Genomic DNA, 15,737 nt, shown 5'->3' with positions numbered 1-15,737 from the left:
TTACTGTATCAAAAAACAATCAATTTAGTATTTTTACAAGAAATTGGACTTGAATTTTGTTATAATTAAGGGATAAGATGAAGGTGGTAGCATAATGAGTAGAATGATTCCAGGACGTATTCGAAATCAAGGTATAGAACTCTACGAACAAGGTTTGGTGTCCTTGATTTCTCAAGAAGGTAATCTATTAAAAGCTAAAGTTGGGGATTGTCAGATTGAATATTCATTAGTAACAGAAGAAACAAAATGTTCTTGTGATTTTTTTGCAAGAAAAGGCTATTGTCAACATTTAGCTGCTCTGGAGCATTTCTTGAAAAACGATCCAGAAGGTAAAGCAATCTTATCTAAAGTTCAAGTTCAACAAGAAAGTCAACAAGAAACTAAGAAGAAAACCTCTTTTGGTAGTGTTTTTTTAGATAGTCTAATTATTAATGAAGATGATACTATAAAATATCAATTATCGGCTCAAGGAGAACAAAATCCTTATGCTAATGATATCTGGTGGACTTTAAAAATTAGACGACTGCCTGATGATAGAAGTTATGTTATTCGTGACATCAAAGCCTTTTTAAATACTGTTCGAAAAGAAGCTTATTATCAGATTGGAAAACAATACTTTGAAACTTTGTCTTTGATACAGTTTGATGAGACCAGTCAAGAATTGATAGAATTTTTATGGAGGCTCATTCCAAGTCATTCAAGCAAAATTGATCTAGAGTTTATTTTACCAAATCAAGGTCGTCACCTTAGTCTCACTCGTGGTTTTTTTGAAGAGGGTGTTACTTTGATGAATGCTTTAGAAAATTTTTCATTTGAAAGTGATTTTCATCAATTTAATCACCTCTACTTTAAGGAATTAGAAGGTGAGGATCATCTTTATCAATTTAAGGTTATTGTCCATAGGCAATCAATTGAATTAGAAATCAAAGAGAAAGACTTAAAACCACTATTTGCGAATTCTTATTTGTTTTATCGCGATACTTTCTACCATCTTAATTTGAAGCAAGAAAAGATGGTAACGGCTATTCGTAGTCTTCCCATTGAGGGAGATTTAGCAAAACATATCCATTTTGATTTAGATGATCAAGATAAGTTAGCAGCTCATTTACTGGATTTTAAGGAGATTGGACTAGTGGATGCTCCACGGAGCTTCTCTATTCATGATTTTAAGGTAAATTTTGAGTTCGATATTAATAGTCAAAATGAAATTTTATTGCAAATGGTATTTGATTATGGTAATGATTTAACTGTTCATAATCGTCAAGAACTAGAACAGTTAACATTTGCTAGTCACTTCAAACATGAAGAAAAAGTATTTAAACTCTTAGAAAAATATGGCTTTGCACCCCACTTTTCAACCAGCCATCCAGCATACAGTGCACAAGAATTATACGATTTTTATACCTATATGCTTCCACAATTTAAAAAAATGGGAACAGTGAGCTTATCCGCAAAATTGGAAAGTTATCGTCTCATAGAACGACCGCAAATTGATATTGAAGCTAAGGGAAGCCTGCTAGATATTTCTTTTGATTTCTCTGATTTACTGGAAAACGATGTTGATCAAGCTCTGGTAGCTTTGTTTGACAATAATCCTTATTTTGTGAATAAATCAGGGCAATTAGTTATTTTTGATGAAGAAACTAAGAAAGTAAGTGCAACTTTGCAAGGGTTGAGAGCTAGACGAGCAAAGAATGGGCATATTGAATTAGATAATATTGCAGCATTTCAATTATCAGAACTGTTTGCAAATCAAGATAATGTTAGCTTTTCACAACATTTTTACCAATTGATTGAAGATTTGAGACACCCAGAAAAGTTTAAAATACCTGGTCTATCTGTTTCAGCTTCCTTGCGCGATTATCAGCTTACAGGTGTCCGTTGGTTAAGTATGTTAGATCATTATGGCTTTGCAGGGATTTTAGCTGATGATATGGGGCTTGGAAAAACACTTCAAACGATTTCATTTTTAAGTACAAAACTAACTAGAGATTCTCGTGTGCTTATTTTATCACCATCAAGTTTAATTTATAATTGGCAAGATGAATTCCACAAATTTGCGCCAGACGTAGATGTAGCAGTTGCCTATGGTTCTAAGATTCGTAGAGATGAAATTATTGCTGAACGTCATCAAGTAATCATTACAAGTTATTCATCATTTAGGCAGGATTTTGAGACTTATTCTGAAGGAAATTATGATTATTTAATTTTGGATGAAGCACAGGTTATGAAAAATGCTCAAACTAAAATAGCCCATAGCTTGAGATCTTTTGAGGTCAAAAACTGTTTTGCATTATCGGGAACACCTATTGAGAATAAACTGTTAGAAATTTGGTCCATTTTCCAGATCATTTTACCTGGTTTATTACCTGGTAAGAAAGAGTTTTTGAAGTTGAACCCTAAACAAGTTGCTCGTTATATCAAACCATTTGTGATGAGACGTCGAAAAGAAGAAGTTCTCCCAGAATTACCGGATTTGATTGAAATGAACTATCCAAATGAAATGACAGACAGTCAAAAAGTTATCTATTTGGCGCAATTACGCCAAATTCAAGAAAGTATCCAACATTCTAGTGACGCTGACTTAAATCGTCGTAAAATTGAAATTTTATCTGGCATCACACGATTACGTCAAATTTGTGACACTCCACGTCTTTTTATGGATTATGATGGTGAAAGCGGTAAGTTAGAAAGCCTACGTCAACTTTTAACACAAATTAAGGAAAATGGACATCGTGCTCTGATTTTTTCTCAGTTCAGGGGTATGTTAGATATCGCAGAACGTGAGATGGTAGCTATGGGGCTTACAACTTATAAAATTACTGGTTCTACACCAGCAAATGAACGTCATGAAATGACCAGAGCATTTAATGCAGGATCAAAAGATGCTTTCTTGATTTCTTTAAAAGCTGGTGGCGTTGGTCTCAACCTTACAGGAGCTGATACCGTTGTTCTGATTGACTTGTGGTGGAATCCAGCTGTTGAAATGCAGGCGATTAGTCGCGCACATAGGTTGGGGCAAAAAGAGAATGTCGAGGTTTATCGCTTGATTACTAGAGGCACAATCGAAGAAAAAATTCTAGAAATGCAAGAAACTAAAAAACATTTGGTTACAACAGTTCTGGATGGAAATGAAACCCATGCTAGCATGAGCGTAGATGATATTCGAGAGATACTTGGAGTTTCTAAATAAATATGATGATGTGACTATAATATAAAAAAGAAAGTGGTCTCTCGCTTTCTTTTTTATATAAATGAATGAAAAATACCAATCTGATAAGCTTTACTTAGTTGAAAACTTTGAAAAAACAGAAAAATTAGTTTATAATAGGTCTGTTGTAGAAAGGAAGTGATAATGTGAATAGAGGCTCTAGACGATTTCCGTTGATAGCAGATGATGAACCAGTAATGTCTCCGCTTGTAAAGATGAATCTTTATGATAATGAAGATTTAATTAACAACATTCGAGGCTTTTATCAAGAAAAAACATATCAAAGCATGGTCAAAAGCAATTATGAACATGAAGAAATATCACATCCTAAGGTAATTGAAAATGATCCTGTACCACCGCAGAGTTTTGTAAAAAAAGCGACAGAGTTGAGCAAATCTCGACAAGAGGCAAAGAGGTCTGTTCGGGAGAAACGACAAGCTTACTATGCGAAACAGGAATTTAAGGCGCCATCAAAGGAAGCTTTTCAGCAACAATTGAAGGCAACAGTACCGAAAAAACAAACTCAGCGAAAGGTGACTGAACTAAGTCATCTTTCTGATCGTTTACAGCAGGAAAGCTATATATTAGCAGAAATTCCAATCATATTTCAAGAACCTGATAATACACCGAACCCAAAAACAAAGAAAAATAATTTTGATTTTTTGAAACGCAGTCAAGTTTACAATAAACAAGACAATCAGTTTCATAAAGAAAGAGCCAAGGCTCAAGAATTAAATCTGACACGTTTTAAAGACATTAATTAAGGAGAGACCATGTCAAAAACTTATCATTTTATTGGTATTAAAGGATCCGGAATGAGTGCCCTAGCACTGATGCTTCATCAAATGGGACATAACGTCCAAGGAAGTGACGTTGACAAATATTATTTTACCCAACGTGGTTTAGAGCAAGCAGGTGTAACTATATTACCTTTCTCACCGAATAATATCAGTGAGGATTTAGAGATTATTGCAGGAAATGCTTTTCGTCCAGATAACAATGAAGAGTTGGCTTATGTTATTGAAAAGGGCTATCATTTTAAACGATATCATGAATTTCTCGGAGATTTTATGCGTCAGTTCACTAGTCTAGGTGTAGCTGGGGCACATGGAAAAACCTCAACGACAGGTTTATTAGCTCATGTTTTAAAAAATATTACAGACACTTCTTTCCTAATTGGAGATGGTACAGGACGTGGTTCTGCTAATGCTAATTACTTTGTGTTTGAAGCTGATGAATACGAACGTCATTTTATGCCGTACCATCCAGAATACTCAATTATTACCAATATTGATTTTGACCATCCTGATTATTTTACAGGCCTAGAGGACGTATTCAATGCCTTTAATGACTATGCTAAGCAAGTTCAAAAAGGTTTATTCATTTATGGAGAAGATCCAAAACTTCATGAAATCACTTCTGAGGCACCAATATATTATTATGGTTTTGAAGATTCAAATGATTTTATAGCAAAAGACATCACTCGAACTGTTAATGGTTCTGACTTTAAGGTTTTCTATAACCAAGAAGAAATTGGTCAGTTTCATGTACCAGCATACGGTAAACATAATATCTTAAATGCAACTGCTGTTATTGCTAACCTTTACATAATGGGAATTGATATGGCATTAGTAGCTGAGCATTTGAAGACATTTTCAGGGGTAAAGCGTCGTTTTACTGAGAAGATTATTGACGATACTGTCATTATTGATGACTTTGCTCACCATCCTACTGAGATTATTGCGACATTAGATGCTGCTCGACAAAAATACCCGTCAAAAGAAATTGTAGCTATTTTCCAACCGCATACGTTCACTCGTACGATAGCTCTTTTAGACGAATTTGCCCATGCCTTGAGTCAAGCGGATAGCGTTTATCTCGCTCAAATATATGGTTCTGCTAGAGAAGTAGATAATGGTGAGGTGAAGGTAGAAGATTTAGCTGCTAAGATTGTCAAACACTCAGATTTAGTGACAGTCGAAAATGTCTCGCCTTTACTCAATCATGATAATGCTGTCTATGTCTTTATGGGTGCTGGAGACATTCAATTGTATGAGCGCTCTTTTGAAGAATTATTAGCTAACCTAACTAAAAATACACAATAAGTTGATGGTAAGGGCTGAGAGAAGTTTCTCAGTCCTCTATCTGACTTTATCAAGAGAATTTCATAAAGAAATTAAGGAGATGAGTATGATTATTAGAAATGGTTGCCTAGAGGATTTACAGCAAGTCATTAGTATTGAACAAATAAATTTTTCAGAAGCAGAGGCTGCGAGTAAAAAAGCAATGCAAGAACGTTTAACGATAATGACTGATACTTTTTTAGTTGCAGAGATTAATGGTCGTTTAGCAGGTTACATTGAAGGACCGGTTATTAAAGGTCGGTACTTAACGGACGATTTATTCCATAAAGTTTCTGAATTCCCTGTAAGGGTAGGTGGTTTCATAGGAATTACTAGTCTATCAATACATCCTGATTTTAAAGGTCAGGGGATTGGTACAGCATTATTAGCAGCGATGAAAGACCTGGTTGTTTCTCAAGAACGAGATGGTATAAGTTTAACTTGCCATGATGATTTAATTTCCTTCTATGAAATGAATGGATTTAAAGATGAGGGAGAATCTGACTCCCAACATGGTGGTTCGCTTTGGTATAATATGATTTGGAATAATCCAACACGATCAATTTGTTAAAAGTAGATAACATTGTCAAAGTTTTGTTGATTTTATAGACTATTTAAGATATAATTGCCTGTGATTATTATTAGGAGGAAATCTCTTTGACCGAATTTAATGACGATCAGCATTCTAACCATGATCAGAAAAGTTTTAAAGAACAAATTCTGGCAGAGTTAGAAGAAGCTAACCGTTTGAGAAAGTTGCGTGAAGAAGAACTCTATCAAAAAGAGCAAGAAGCCAAAGAAGCTGCTCGCAGAACAGCACAATTGATGGCAGATTATGAAGCGCAACGTTTGAAAGACGAACAAGAAGCTAGAGCAAAGGCGCTAGAGACTAAGCAACGCTTAGAAGAGCAAGAGAAGGCTCGGATTGAGGCGAAACTTCTGGCAGAAGCTGCTCGAGAAGAAGAAAGACGTCAGGCGGAACAAGCATTAGCTTCCCAAGAAGAACAAGTTATCAATCAAGGGATGGAACCTTCAAGAGAGCTTGATAGCGGCTCCAAATCTAGTGAATTTAGGACAACTGAAAATGTACCTGACATAGATTTAAAAGCAGATAAGACTGATGTTGCAACTGCTGTGCCTAATCAAGAAACGGAAGAAATCTTTCTTGTGAGAGCAACAGATATTCCTACAGAAGGTGAAAATGTAAAACTTGGTGAGACATCAGAGTTAGAGCCCGTAGCAAAGGAACCTATCCGAGTAGAGGATTTGTCAAAAGAAGAAGAGGGTATAGCTTTGTCAGCCAAGAACAAACATAACAAGCGTGAAAGACGTCAGAAAGCAGATAATGTGGCAAAACGAATTGCACGTATTCTGATATCAATTATCATACTTGTATTGCTCTTGACAGCATTTGTAGGTTATCGTTTTGTAGATAGTGCTATTAAACCTGTTGATTCCAATTCAAATAAATTTGTACAAGTTGAAATTCCGATAGGATCTGGGAATAAATTAATTGGTCAAATTTTAGAAAAAGCAGGAGTCATTAAGAGCGCCACAGTCTTTAATTACTATTCCAAGTTCAAAAACTATAGTAATTTTCAAAGTGGATACTACAATCTTAAAAAAAGTATGACTTTAGATCAGATTGCTGCTGAATTGGAAAAAGGCGGAACTGCAGAACCGACAAAACCAGCTTTAGGTAAGATATTAATTACCGAGGGTTACACTATTAAACAGATTGCTAAAGCTATTGAGTCTAATAAAATTGATACAAAGACTACAAGTACACCTTATAAAGCTGATGATTTCTTGAAACTTGTTCAAGATGAAACGTTTATTAAAAAAATGGTAGCTAAATATCCAAATTTACTAGGAAGTTTACCTGATAAATCAAAAGCTATTTATCAATTGGAAGGATATTTATTCCCAGCTACCTACAACTATTATAAAGATACAACCTTAGAAGGACTTGTTGAAGATATGATTTCAACAATGAATACTAAGATAGCACCTTACTATAACACTATTAAAGCGAAGAATATGTCTGTAAATGATGTTTTGACATTATCATCTCTTGTTGAAAAAGAGGGATCAACAGACGAAGATCGCCGTAAAATAGCAAGTGTCTTTTATAACCGATTATCAGCCGGTCAAGCTCTTCAAAGTAACATTGCAATTTTGTATGCTATGGGGAAATTAGGTGATAAAACAAGTTTAGCTGAAGATGCTCAAATTAATACTTCAATTAAATCACCATACAACATCTATACTAATACTGGTTTGATGCCTGGACCAGTTGATAGTCCAAGTATCTCAGCAATTGAAGCGACTATAAAACCTGCTTCAACAGATTACCTTTATTTTGTCGCTGATGTGAAGACCGGAAATGTATACTACGCTAAAGATTTTGAAACACACAAGGCTAACGTTGAAAAATATATCAATAGTCAAATTAACTAAGCTTATAAACATGGTGCGAGTCATCATGTTTATATCTTTGACTTGAAAAAATGAAAAGAAAAGAGAAATAAAATGGCAGAAAAAACTTACCCAATGACACAAGTGGAAAAAGATCAACTTGAAAAAGAACTTGAAGAGTTAAAATTAGTTCGTAGACCAGAAGTTGTAGAGCGTATCAAGATTGCTCGTTCTTATGGTGACTTATCAGAAAATAGCGAATATGATGCAGCAAAAGACGAACAAGCATTTGTTGAGGGTCAAATTCAAATTTTAGAAACAAAAATTCGTTATGCTGAAATTATTGATAGTGATGCAGTTGCTAAAGATGAGGTTGCAATTGGTAAAACTGTCCTTGTCCAAGAAGTTGGTACAAATGATAAAGATACTTACCATATCGTTGGTGCTGCTGGAGCTGACATTTTTTCAGGAAAAATTTCGAATGAAAGCCCAATTGCTCATGCTTTAATTGGTAAAAAAACAGGAGACTTAGCTACAATTGAATCACCTGCTGGTAGCTATCAAGTTGAAATCATTAGTGTTGAAAAAACAAATTAATAGTATAAATCATAGAATAATATCTAGAGTCTAGACGTTATTCTATTTTTTTTAAGTATTTTTTGTTATCTTATAATAAAAATACATTTTATGAGGTGTTTATATGGTTTTTAAAGATGCTACCGCTATGGTACAAGCGATAAAACAGCATAAGATTTCGTCGCAAGAATTAGTAGAGCAAGCAATCTACAAGATCGAGGAACAGAATGTAAGCGTTAATGCTGTTGTCAGCAAGCAATATAATGAGGCGCGTCAAGCAGCCAAATACGCAAATGAATCAAATGCTCCTTTTGCAGGAGTTCCTATTCTTCTGAAAGATTTGGGACAGAATCAAAAAGGACAACTCTCAACCTCAGGTTCACAATTATTTAAACACTATCATGCTAAACAAACGGACTATTTAGTGCAGTCCTTTGAAAAATTAGGGTTTATTATTTTAGGAAGAACAAATACCCCTGAATTTGGTTTTAAGAATATTAGTGATGGTCAACTTCACGGGAATGTTAATCTTCCATTTGACCATTCAAGAAATGCTGGAGGCTCTAGTGGTGGTGCAGCCGCAGCTGTTAGTTCAGGAATGGTTCCAATTGCAGGAGCTAGTGATGGAGGAGGGTCAATCAGAATTCCAGCAAGTTTTAATGGTTTGATTGGTTTAAAACCGAGTCGAGGACGTATACCAGTTGGACCTTCATCCTATAGAGGTTGGCAAGGGGCTTCTAGTCATTTTGCTTTAACAAAGTCAGTTAGAGATACAAAACGACTATTATATTATTTACAATCATATCAAGTAGAAAGCCCATTTCCCCTGAAAAAACTCAGCAAAGAGAGTCTTTTCGAGTTTAGCGTTAGTAAACCCCTAAAAATAGCAGTATTGATGGATTCTCCCTTAAAAACAAAGGTATCAAGTGAGGCTAAAGCAGCTATTAAAGAAGCCGCAGATTTTCTGTCTCAAAAAGGGAATCATTTAGAATTAGTAGAACAACCTTTAGATGGTATTCATTCTATGAAAACTTATTGTATGATGAATAGCGTTGAAACAGCAGCAATGTTTGATGACATCGAAAAGAGTTTAGGGCGTTCAATGGAATTTAGCGATATGGAATTAATGACCTGGGCTATGTATCAGAGTGGACAAAGGGTATTGGCTAAAGATTACAGTAAACTCTTAGATTCATGGGATCAATTTGCAGCTACCATGGCGAGGTTTCATGAAAATTATGATTTAATTTTAACAGCAGCAACTAATCAACCAGCTCCTTTTCATGGACAATTTGATTTAGACGAGACACTCCAGAAACAATTGAGGCATATGGGAGAATTCTCAGTAAGTGAACAACAGGATTTAATTTGGAAAATGTTTGAAGACTCAATGGCCTGGACACCTTTTACACATCAGCCAAACTTGACAGGGCAACCTTCTTTAGCCATACCAACTCATCTAACTAAAGAGGGGCTACCTTTAGGTGTACAATTGACAGCGGCTAAAGGGAGAGAAGATTTATTGCTTGCTGTTGCAGAGTTGTTTGAAAAAGAGAAGCAATTCAAAGGGCCTGTTTACCATTAATTTGAAAAGTAAACAATATTTTTGCGAAAACGGATACAATATGGTACTCTTAACAATGGTTGTATTATTATCGTAAATTTATGTATTAATTTTCATTAAATTTAATTTTCGATAGAGTACGCCAAACCATTTTAATATAATTTAATCTACAGGAGTACTTATGAAAAAGACAATTTTACTTGGTTTAGTCGGTTTATCTGCAATGACATTAGCAGCTTGCTCAAATGGTCAATCTAACAAAGAAACAACATGGGACAATATTAAAAAAGATGGTGTCCTTAAGGTTGCTACCCCTGCAACGCTTTATCCAACAAGTTATTATGATGACCATAAAAAATTGACTGGTTATGAGATTGATATGATGAAAGCGATTGCTAAAAAACTTAAGATAAAAGTTAAGTTTGTTGAAGTTGGAGTTGCTGAATCATTTACTTCTGTAGATAGTGGTAAGGTGGATGTTGCTGTCAATAACTTTGACACAACTCCCGAGCGTTTGAAAAAATACAATTTCTCTCAACCTTATAAATATTCTGTTGGAGGTATGATTGTACGTGCAGATGGTTCTTCAAAGATTACAGCAAAAGATTTATCTGACTGGAAAGGTAAAAAAGCTGGTGGTGGCGCTGGAACGCAATATATGAAAATTGCAAAACAGCAAGGTGCTGAACCTGTTATTTATGACAATGTAACTAATGACGTTTACCTTCGAGATGTATCAACTGGACGTACAGATTTCATTCCGAATGATTACTACACACAAGTCATTGCTGTAAAATATGTAACAAAACAATATCCAGATATCAAAGTAAAAATGGGTGATGTGAAGTATAATCCGACTGAGCAAGGTATTGTGATGAGTAAAAAAGATAAGAGCCTCAAAACAAAAATTGATGCAGCTATCAAGGATATGAAGAAAGACGGTTCTTTGAAAAAAATCTCTGAAAAATATTATGCTGGTCAAGATCTCACAAAAGAACCTGCTGGAACGGATAAAATTCCAGTAATTAAAGTTAAATAAAAAATTTCGAGAGGAGTAGATAAGTGATAAACTGGGATGCCATTTTTAATTTGGAACTAGCTGTTAAGGCTTTTCCAAGTGTTATTCAGGGGTTACCATATACCATTGGATTATCCTTGGTTGGCTTTATTTTAGGAGCTATCGTAGGATTCTTTGTAGCTCTAATGAAGATGTCTCATTTCCGCTTACTGAGGTATCTAGCTAATATTCATATTTCCTTAATGCGTGGGATTCCTTTAATGGTTCTACTCTTTCTTATCTACTTTGGTTTGCCTTTTATAGGGATACAGTTAGATGCTGTGACTGCTTCTATCGTAGGTTTTACCATGATGTCTAGTGCATATATATCAGAAATTATCAGAGCAGCTCTTTTAGCTGTTGATCATGGTCAGTGGGAAGCTGCTAGAGCTTTAGGGTTAAAAACACCGACGATTTATAGAGGCATTATTATTCCGCAAGCAACAAGAATTGCACTCCCTTCTTTAAGTAATGTTTTGCTAGATATGGTCAAGGGTTCCTCATTGACTGCGATGATTACGGTACCTGATATCTTTAATAATGCTAAAATAGTTGGGGGAACCTACTCCGACTATATGACCGCCTATATCTTAGTAGCCCTTATCTATTGGGTAATTTGTACGCTTTATGCAATTATTCAAGACTGGTGGGAAAAACGATTACTTTATTAATAAGGTAGTCTGTTAGCTAGATTACTTGCACTTTAAAAGCTAGATTTTTATCTGACTTTTAGGGTGCTTTTTATATGAAAAGTTAGGCAAAACTAAAAAGACTTAGCTATGTAGGACATAGAACTAAGTCTTTTTTACTTGAATTACATAATAATCTTTAACTGTTTAGGACAACACACCATTATTTAGTATGCTTGTTTTATCCCCGTCTTTTTTGTTTTCCGGCGTTACGATTTGTTTTTTTAGATGTAATAATTGCTTGATTAGATTCAGTGGCTTTAGTTGAATTTGTAACATCTTTTCGTGCGTTATTAGCTTTGTAGGCTTTAGGAGGATTTTTAGTATATTCTTCTTCTACTTTTCGGCGTAGTTTAGGCTTAAGTACATAAGTCGTAACTAGCTGCTGGATAATACTGAAAATACCACCAATAAACCAATAAAGCGCAACACTAGCAGGTAAACTAATAGACATGAATACCATCATTATTGGCATCAGATACATCATTGTTTTCATTTGCTGACGTTGTTCATCTGGAACACCTTGCATTGACAACCAAGATTGTACAAAATAAAGAATGGCGATAATGACAGTAAGTATCAGACTCTTTTGACCTAAGTTAAGTCCCAAGAAGGTTGCACTAGAGACTCCAGGAGTATAGCGTGCAGCAAAGAAAATAGCTGAGAAAAATGGCATCTGAATGAGTAATGGCAAGCAGCCAATACCGCCAAACATGCTAAGGCCATTCTCACGTTGAGCTGTCATTAATTCTGTCTGAGCTGCTAATTTTTCTTCTTGTGTTTTAGCATTGCGTAGTCGTTCATTAATAGGTTCAAATAAAGGCTTAAAGTACGCCATTTTTTCAGCTTGATAGCTAGCTTTCCAAGACTGATAAAGTCCAAGTGGTAAGATAACGACACGTACGATGACGGTTACAATAATGATAGCGACACCAAAACCAAGCCCTTGGTGTTGAGCGAAATAAGTAATGAGGTTGGCCATAGGCACTCCAAGAGTATTCCAGATAACTCCATAGGGTTTTCCAGCCTTATCAACGCTAACACATCCTGTCAATAATAATAACATAGACAAAGATAAGCTAGAGAATAAGATACGTTTCAATGTTTTTTTCAATGTTTTTAGTTCCTCTAATTTTTAATATACCTATCTATTTTACTTTTTTTTTAAGAATTAAACAATACTTCCGCAGAATGATTTTTAATTACTCATTTTAAAGTCATTAAAATCATCGAAGTTATCTAGTTTAATATCAACATAAGTTACTTTAGACCATTTTGAAGGTCCTTTTCGAATTTTCTGAATAAATTGTGTCATTTTATTTGAATCTGTGGATTGTGCTAAAATTTCAACAGTTCCATCATCGTTATTCCAAACGCGACCGTAAATATCACCTATTTCTAAAGCTAAGGAATAAGTTGCATAGCGAAATCCGACTCCTTGAACGCGCCCTGAGACAATTAAATGAACTTTTTTCATAACTTGACCTCTTTTCTGATATAATAGGTTTATGACTACTATTATAACTTCAAAATCAAATAATCTCATTAAAAAAACGAAAAAGTTGTTACAAAAAAAATATCGGAAATCTTCATATCTTATTGAAGGCTGGCATTTATTTGAGGAAGCTGAAAAATATGGTGCACAATTTTTAAATATTTTTGTGACAGAAACGGCAATAGATCGTTTGAGAAAACCCGAGAGAGCTATTGTTGTTACAGATGATGTTTTGAAAGAATTAACTGACTCACAGACTCCTCAAGGGATTGTAGCTGAGATTGCCTTTCAAGAGACAAGATGGACAGATATTAAAAAAGGACGTTTTCTTGTATTAGAAGATGTGCAGGATCCAGGAAACCTAGGAACAATGGTTCGAACTGCAGATGCAGCGAATTTTGATGCTGTTTTTTTATCTCAGAAATCTGCTGATTTGTATAACCAAAAAACACTTCGTTCTATGCAAGGCAGTCACTTTCATTTACCAGTATTTAGGGTAGAAATAGAGCAGTTTGTTAACTTTTGTAAAGCAGAAGGGATAACTATGATTGCGACAACTTTATCTGAACAATCGGTAAATTATAAGAATCTCCCTAAATATGATTATTTTGCTTTAATCATGGGAAATGAGGGACAGGGAATTTCCAAAACTATGACAGAAGAAGCAGATGTTTTAGCACATATTGAAATGCCTGGACAAGCAGAAAGTCTTAATGTAGCAGTAGCTGCGGGAGTAGTCATTTTCAGCTTAATTTAAGTTCATATGTTATAATATCCCCAGAGGGGTGATTATAATGAAAAAGTATCAAGACGATAAGGACTTCATGGATTTGGTCGGTCACCTTATTGACCATCCACGTTTCCAAAAACTCGAAGCTATTGTCCAACATCATCACTCAACTCGCTTAGAGCATTCTATAAATGTTAGTTATACAAGTTATAAAATTGCTAAGAAGTTTGGTTGGGATGCGAGTAGTACTGCTCGAGGTGGTTTACTACATGATTTCTTTTATTATGATTGGCGTGTAACGAAATTTAACAAGAGCCATGCCTGGGTTCATCCAAGGATAGCGGTTCGTAATGCGCGAAAATTAACTGATTTAAACGCTAGAGAAGAAGATATTATTTTGAAGCACATGTGGGGAGCGACTATTGCACCGCCACGTTATAAAGAAAGTTATATTGTGACTATGGTTGATAAGTATTGGGCAGTACGAGAGGCTTCTCGTCCACTCAAACGTATTTTTAAGAAACCTATCCGTTTTAGTCGCAAATTCTTAGGTAGTCATAATCATTAAAATTTAGAATAGGAAAATACATATGAATGATAACGTCATTTACACACAATCTGATTCAGGGCTGAATCAATTTTTTGCTAAGATTTACGGTCTTGTAGGGATAGGAGTAGGTTTGTCAGCTGCTGTTTCTGCGATTATGCTGTATATGTTTCCACAAAATATGATTGCCATCATGCAAAAAATGCCAGGGTTGTATTTTGGAGCAATCATCTTAGAATTGGTTTTAGTCTTTGTTGCTAGTGGAGCGGCGCGTCGAAACACACCAGCTGCATTACCATTATTTTTGATTTATTCAGCTTTGAATGGGTTTACTTTAAGTTTCATTATCGCAAGGTACACGCAAACTACAGTTCTTCAAGCTTTTATAACATCTGCGGCTGTTTTCTTTGCAATGGCTTTGATTGGAGCTAAGACTAAAAAAGATTTATCAGGTATGCGTAAAGCGTTAATGGCTGCTTTAATTGGGATTTTAATTGCAAGTCTTGTTAATTTATTTATCGGTAGTGGGGGTATGAGTTATATCATTAGTATCGTATGTGTCATCATCTTTTCTGGATTGATTGCTTACGATAACCAAATGATTAAATATGTCTACAATAGCCAAGGCGGCCAAGTCGCAGATGGTTGGGCAGTTTCGATGGCACTAAGCCTTTATCTTGATTTTATTAATCTATTCTTAAATATTCTTCGTCTTTTTGCACGAAATGATTGAGGCTAACTGGTTAGATATTCTAGCCAGTTTTTAATTGTGAAATAACACCAAAGAAGGAATTTGTTATATGAAGGCACAGGAGCGTCGAGAAAATATTTTAACGACTTTAAAAGGAACAAAAGAAGCTATATCGGCAAGCACATTAGCAAAGATTTTTAGTGTTAGTAGGCAGGTGATTGTTGGAGATATTGCCTTATTGCGTGCACAACAATGTGATATTATTTCTACCCCAAAAGGATACCTTATGTCCAGTGCTCTAAGTACTCATCAATTCACAGCTAGATTGGTTTGTCAGCATGGCATAGAACAGACAGAAGAAGAACTGGAAATTATTTTGCGGTATCAAGGAATCATTATGAATGTGGAGGTAGAGCACCCTATTTATGGGATGCTGACTGCTCCCTTAAACATTCAAAGCCAAAAAGACATTGATAATTTTACTGCTAAATTAAAAGTTTCCAATGCAGAATTGCTATCCTCTTTGACAGATGGTCTACATACACATATGATTTCTTGTCAAGATCAGTCAGTTTTTGACCAAATATGTGAGGCTCTAAAAAAAGCAGGAATTTTATACATAGACAAATAACCTTA

Annotated in this window: 15 protein-coding genes; 13 read left to right on the top strand and 2 right to left on the bottom strand. The window is 35.1% G+C overall.

All coding sequences use genetic code 11. From position 1 onward, the window contains the following. The first annotated feature begins 94 nt into the window (after window positions 1-94). The 9 genes from A6J68_RS09630 to A6J68_RS09585 all read left to right on the top strand — a co-directional run bounded on the left by A6J68_RS09630 (window position 95) and on the right by A6J68_RS09585 (window position 11,620). Window positions 95-3,193 carry a DEAD/DEAH box helicase gene (locus A6J68_RS09630; protein WP_000089135.1) on the top strand — a complete coding sequence of 1,033 codons (3,099 nt, stop codon included), beginning with the start codon at window positions 95-97 and terminating at the stop codon, window positions 3,191-3,193. A 164-nt stretch (window positions 3,194-3,357) separates the two neighbouring features. Continuing rightward, the gene (locus A6J68_RS09620; RefSeq protein ID WP_001079337.1) at window positions 3,358-3,975 is read left to right on the top strand and encodes a hypothetical protein; all 618 of its coding nucleotides are present in this window, start codon (window positions 3,358-3,360) and stop codon (window positions 3,973-3,975) included. A 9-nt stretch (window positions 3,976-3,984) separates the two neighbouring features. Beyond that, the gene (murC, locus tag A6J68_RS09615; RefSeq protein ID WP_000048107.1) at window positions 3,985-5,316 is read left to right on the top strand and encodes a UDP-N-acetylmuramate--L-alanine ligase; all 1,332 of its coding nucleotides are present in this window, start codon (window positions 3,985-3,987) and stop codon (window positions 5,314-5,316) included. An 85-nt stretch (window positions 5,317-5,401) separates the two neighbouring features. Beyond that, the gene (locus A6J68_RS09610) at window positions 5,402-5,905 is read left to right on the top strand and encodes a GNAT family N-acetyltransferase (RefSeq protein ID WP_000586872.1); all 504 of its coding nucleotides are present in this window, start codon (window positions 5,402-5,404) and stop codon (window positions 5,903-5,905) included. A gap of 86 nt (window positions 5,906-5,991) precedes the next feature. Then, on the top strand, window positions 5,992-7,794 hold the full coding sequence (gene mltG / locus A6J68_RS09605; protein WP_000134316.1) for an endolytic transglycosylase MltG: 1,803 nt from the start codon (window positions 5,992-5,994) through the stop codon (window positions 7,792-7,794). Window positions 7,795-7,866: 72 nt separating this feature from the next. Continuing rightward, window positions 7,867-8,349, top strand: a complete 483-nt coding sequence (gene greA, locus A6J68_RS09600; RefSeq protein WP_000818772.1) for a transcription elongation factor GreA — start codon at window positions 7,867-7,869, stop codon at window positions 8,347-8,349. Between the two features lie 103 nt (window positions 8,350-8,452). Further along, a complete protein-coding gene (locus A6J68_RS09595) occupies window positions 8,453-9,913 on the top strand; it encodes an amidase (RefSeq protein WP_000231326.1) in 1,461 nt (486 codons plus the stop codon). Window positions 9,914-10,073: 160 nt separating this feature from the next. Continuing rightward, window positions 10,074-10,931, top strand: a complete 858-nt coding sequence (locus A6J68_RS09590; protein ID WP_000751023.1) for a transporter substrate-binding domain-containing protein — start codon at window positions 10,074-10,076, stop codon at window positions 10,929-10,931. 23 nt (window positions 10,932-10,954) lie between these two features. Further along, window positions 10,955-11,620 (top strand): amino acid ABC transporter permease, encoded by a 666-nt coding sequence (locus A6J68_RS09585; RefSeq protein ID WP_000611497.1) that lies wholly within the window; start codon window positions 10,955-10,957, stop codon window positions 11,618-11,620. Window positions 11,621-11,819: 199 nt separating this feature from the next. Here A6J68_RS09585 and yidC read toward each other — a convergent pair whose 3' ends face one another. After that, the gene (gene yidC, locus A6J68_RS09580) at window positions 11,820-12,752 is read right to left on the bottom strand and encodes a membrane protein insertase YidC (protein WP_000751929.1); all 933 of its coding nucleotides are present in this window, start codon (window positions 12,750-12,752) and stop codon (window positions 11,820-11,822) included. 84 nt (window positions 12,753-12,836) lie between these two features. Next, the gene (locus tag A6J68_RS09575; RefSeq protein ID WP_000755490.1) at window positions 12,837-13,115 is read right to left on the bottom strand and encodes an acylphosphatase; all 279 of its coding nucleotides are present in this window, start codon (window positions 13,113-13,115) and stop codon (window positions 12,837-12,839) included. 31 nt (window positions 13,116-13,146) lie between these two features. Between A6J68_RS09575 and A6J68_RS09570 the strand changes: the two genes are divergently transcribed. The 4 genes from A6J68_RS09570 (at window position 13,147) to A6J68_RS09555 (ending at window position 15,732) form a co-directional block, all read left to right on the top strand. After that, entirely contained in the window at window positions 13,147-13,890 is a 744-nt protein-coding gene (locus A6J68_RS09570; protein ID WP_000207505.1) for a TrmH family RNA methyltransferase, read from the top strand. Between the two features lie 37 nt (window positions 13,891-13,927). Next, the gene (locus A6J68_RS09565) at window positions 13,928-14,431 is read left to right on the top strand and encodes an HD domain-containing protein (protein ID WP_000760496.1); all 504 of its coding nucleotides are present in this window, start codon (window positions 13,928-13,930) and stop codon (window positions 14,429-14,431) included. Window positions 14,432-14,453: 22 nt separating this feature from the next. Then, window positions 14,454-15,143: a Bax inhibitor-1/YccA family protein gene (locus A6J68_RS09560; protein WP_000999457.1), complete on the top strand. Its 690-nt coding sequence runs from the start codon at window positions 14,454-14,456 to the stop codon at window positions 15,141-15,143. 67 nt (window positions 15,144-15,210) lie between these two features. Beyond that, window positions 15,211-15,732 carry a transcription repressor NadR gene (locus A6J68_RS09555; RefSeq protein ID WP_000647216.1) on the top strand — a complete coding sequence of 174 codons (522 nt, stop codon included), beginning with the start codon at window positions 15,211-15,213 and terminating at the stop codon, window positions 15,730-15,732. The last annotated feature ends 5 nt before the right edge of the window (window positions 15,733-15,737 follow it).

Origin of the sequence: Streptococcus sp. 'group B' (assembly GCF_002073795.1) — a bacterium.
GTDB lineage: Bacteria > Bacillota > Bacilli > Lactobacillales > Streptococcaceae > Streptococcus > Streptococcus agalactiae.
The sequence above is the reverse complement of the archived record's forward strand: the minus strand, read 5'-3'. Positions and strand labels throughout refer to the sequence as shown.

What these genes read in the sequence shown, in the direction of transcription:
- A6J68_RS09630 (WP_000089135.1), top strand. Translation starts at nt 95, where the DNA reads ATGAGTAGAATGATTCCAGGACGTATTCGAAATCAAGGTATAGAACTC.
- murC (WP_000048107.1), top strand. Translation starts at nt 3,985, where the DNA reads ATGTCAAAAACTTATCATTTTATTGGTATTAAAGGATCCGGAATGAGT.
- A6J68_RS09610 (WP_000586872.1), top strand. Translation starts at nt 5,402, where the DNA reads ATGATTATTAGAAATGGTTGCCTAGAGGATTTACAGCAAGTCATTAGT.
- greA (WP_000818772.1), top strand. Translation starts at nt 7,867, where the DNA reads ATGGCAGAAAAAACTTACCCAATGACACAAGTGGAAAAAGATCAACTT.
- A6J68_RS09595 (WP_000231326.1), top strand. Translation starts at nt 8,453, where the DNA reads ATGGTTTTTAAAGATGCTACCGCTATGGTACAAGCGATAAAACAGCAT.
- A6J68_RS09590 (WP_000751023.1), top strand. Translation starts at nt 10,074, where the DNA reads ATGAAAAAGACAATTTTACTTGGTTTAGTCGGTTTATCTGCAATGACA.
- A6J68_RS09575 (WP_000755490.1), bottom strand. Translation starts at nt 13,115, where the DNA reads ATGAAAAAAGTTCATTTAATTGTCTCAGGGCGCGTTCAAGGAGTCGGA.
- A6J68_RS09570 (WP_000207505.1), top strand. Translation starts at nt 13,147, where the DNA reads ATGACTACTATTATAACTTCAAAATCAAATAATCTCATTAAAAAAACG.
- A6J68_RS09565 (WP_000760496.1), top strand. Translation starts at nt 13,928, where the DNA reads ATGAAAAAGTATCAAGACGATAAGGACTTCATGGATTTGGTCGGTCAC.
- A6J68_RS09560 (WP_000999457.1), top strand. Translation starts at nt 14,454, where the DNA reads ATGAATGATAACGTCATTTACACACAATCTGATTCAGGGCTGAATCAA.
- A6J68_RS09555 (WP_000647216.1), top strand. Translation starts at nt 15,211, where the DNA reads ATGAAGGCACAGGAGCGTCGAGAAAATATTTTAACGACTTTAAAAGGA.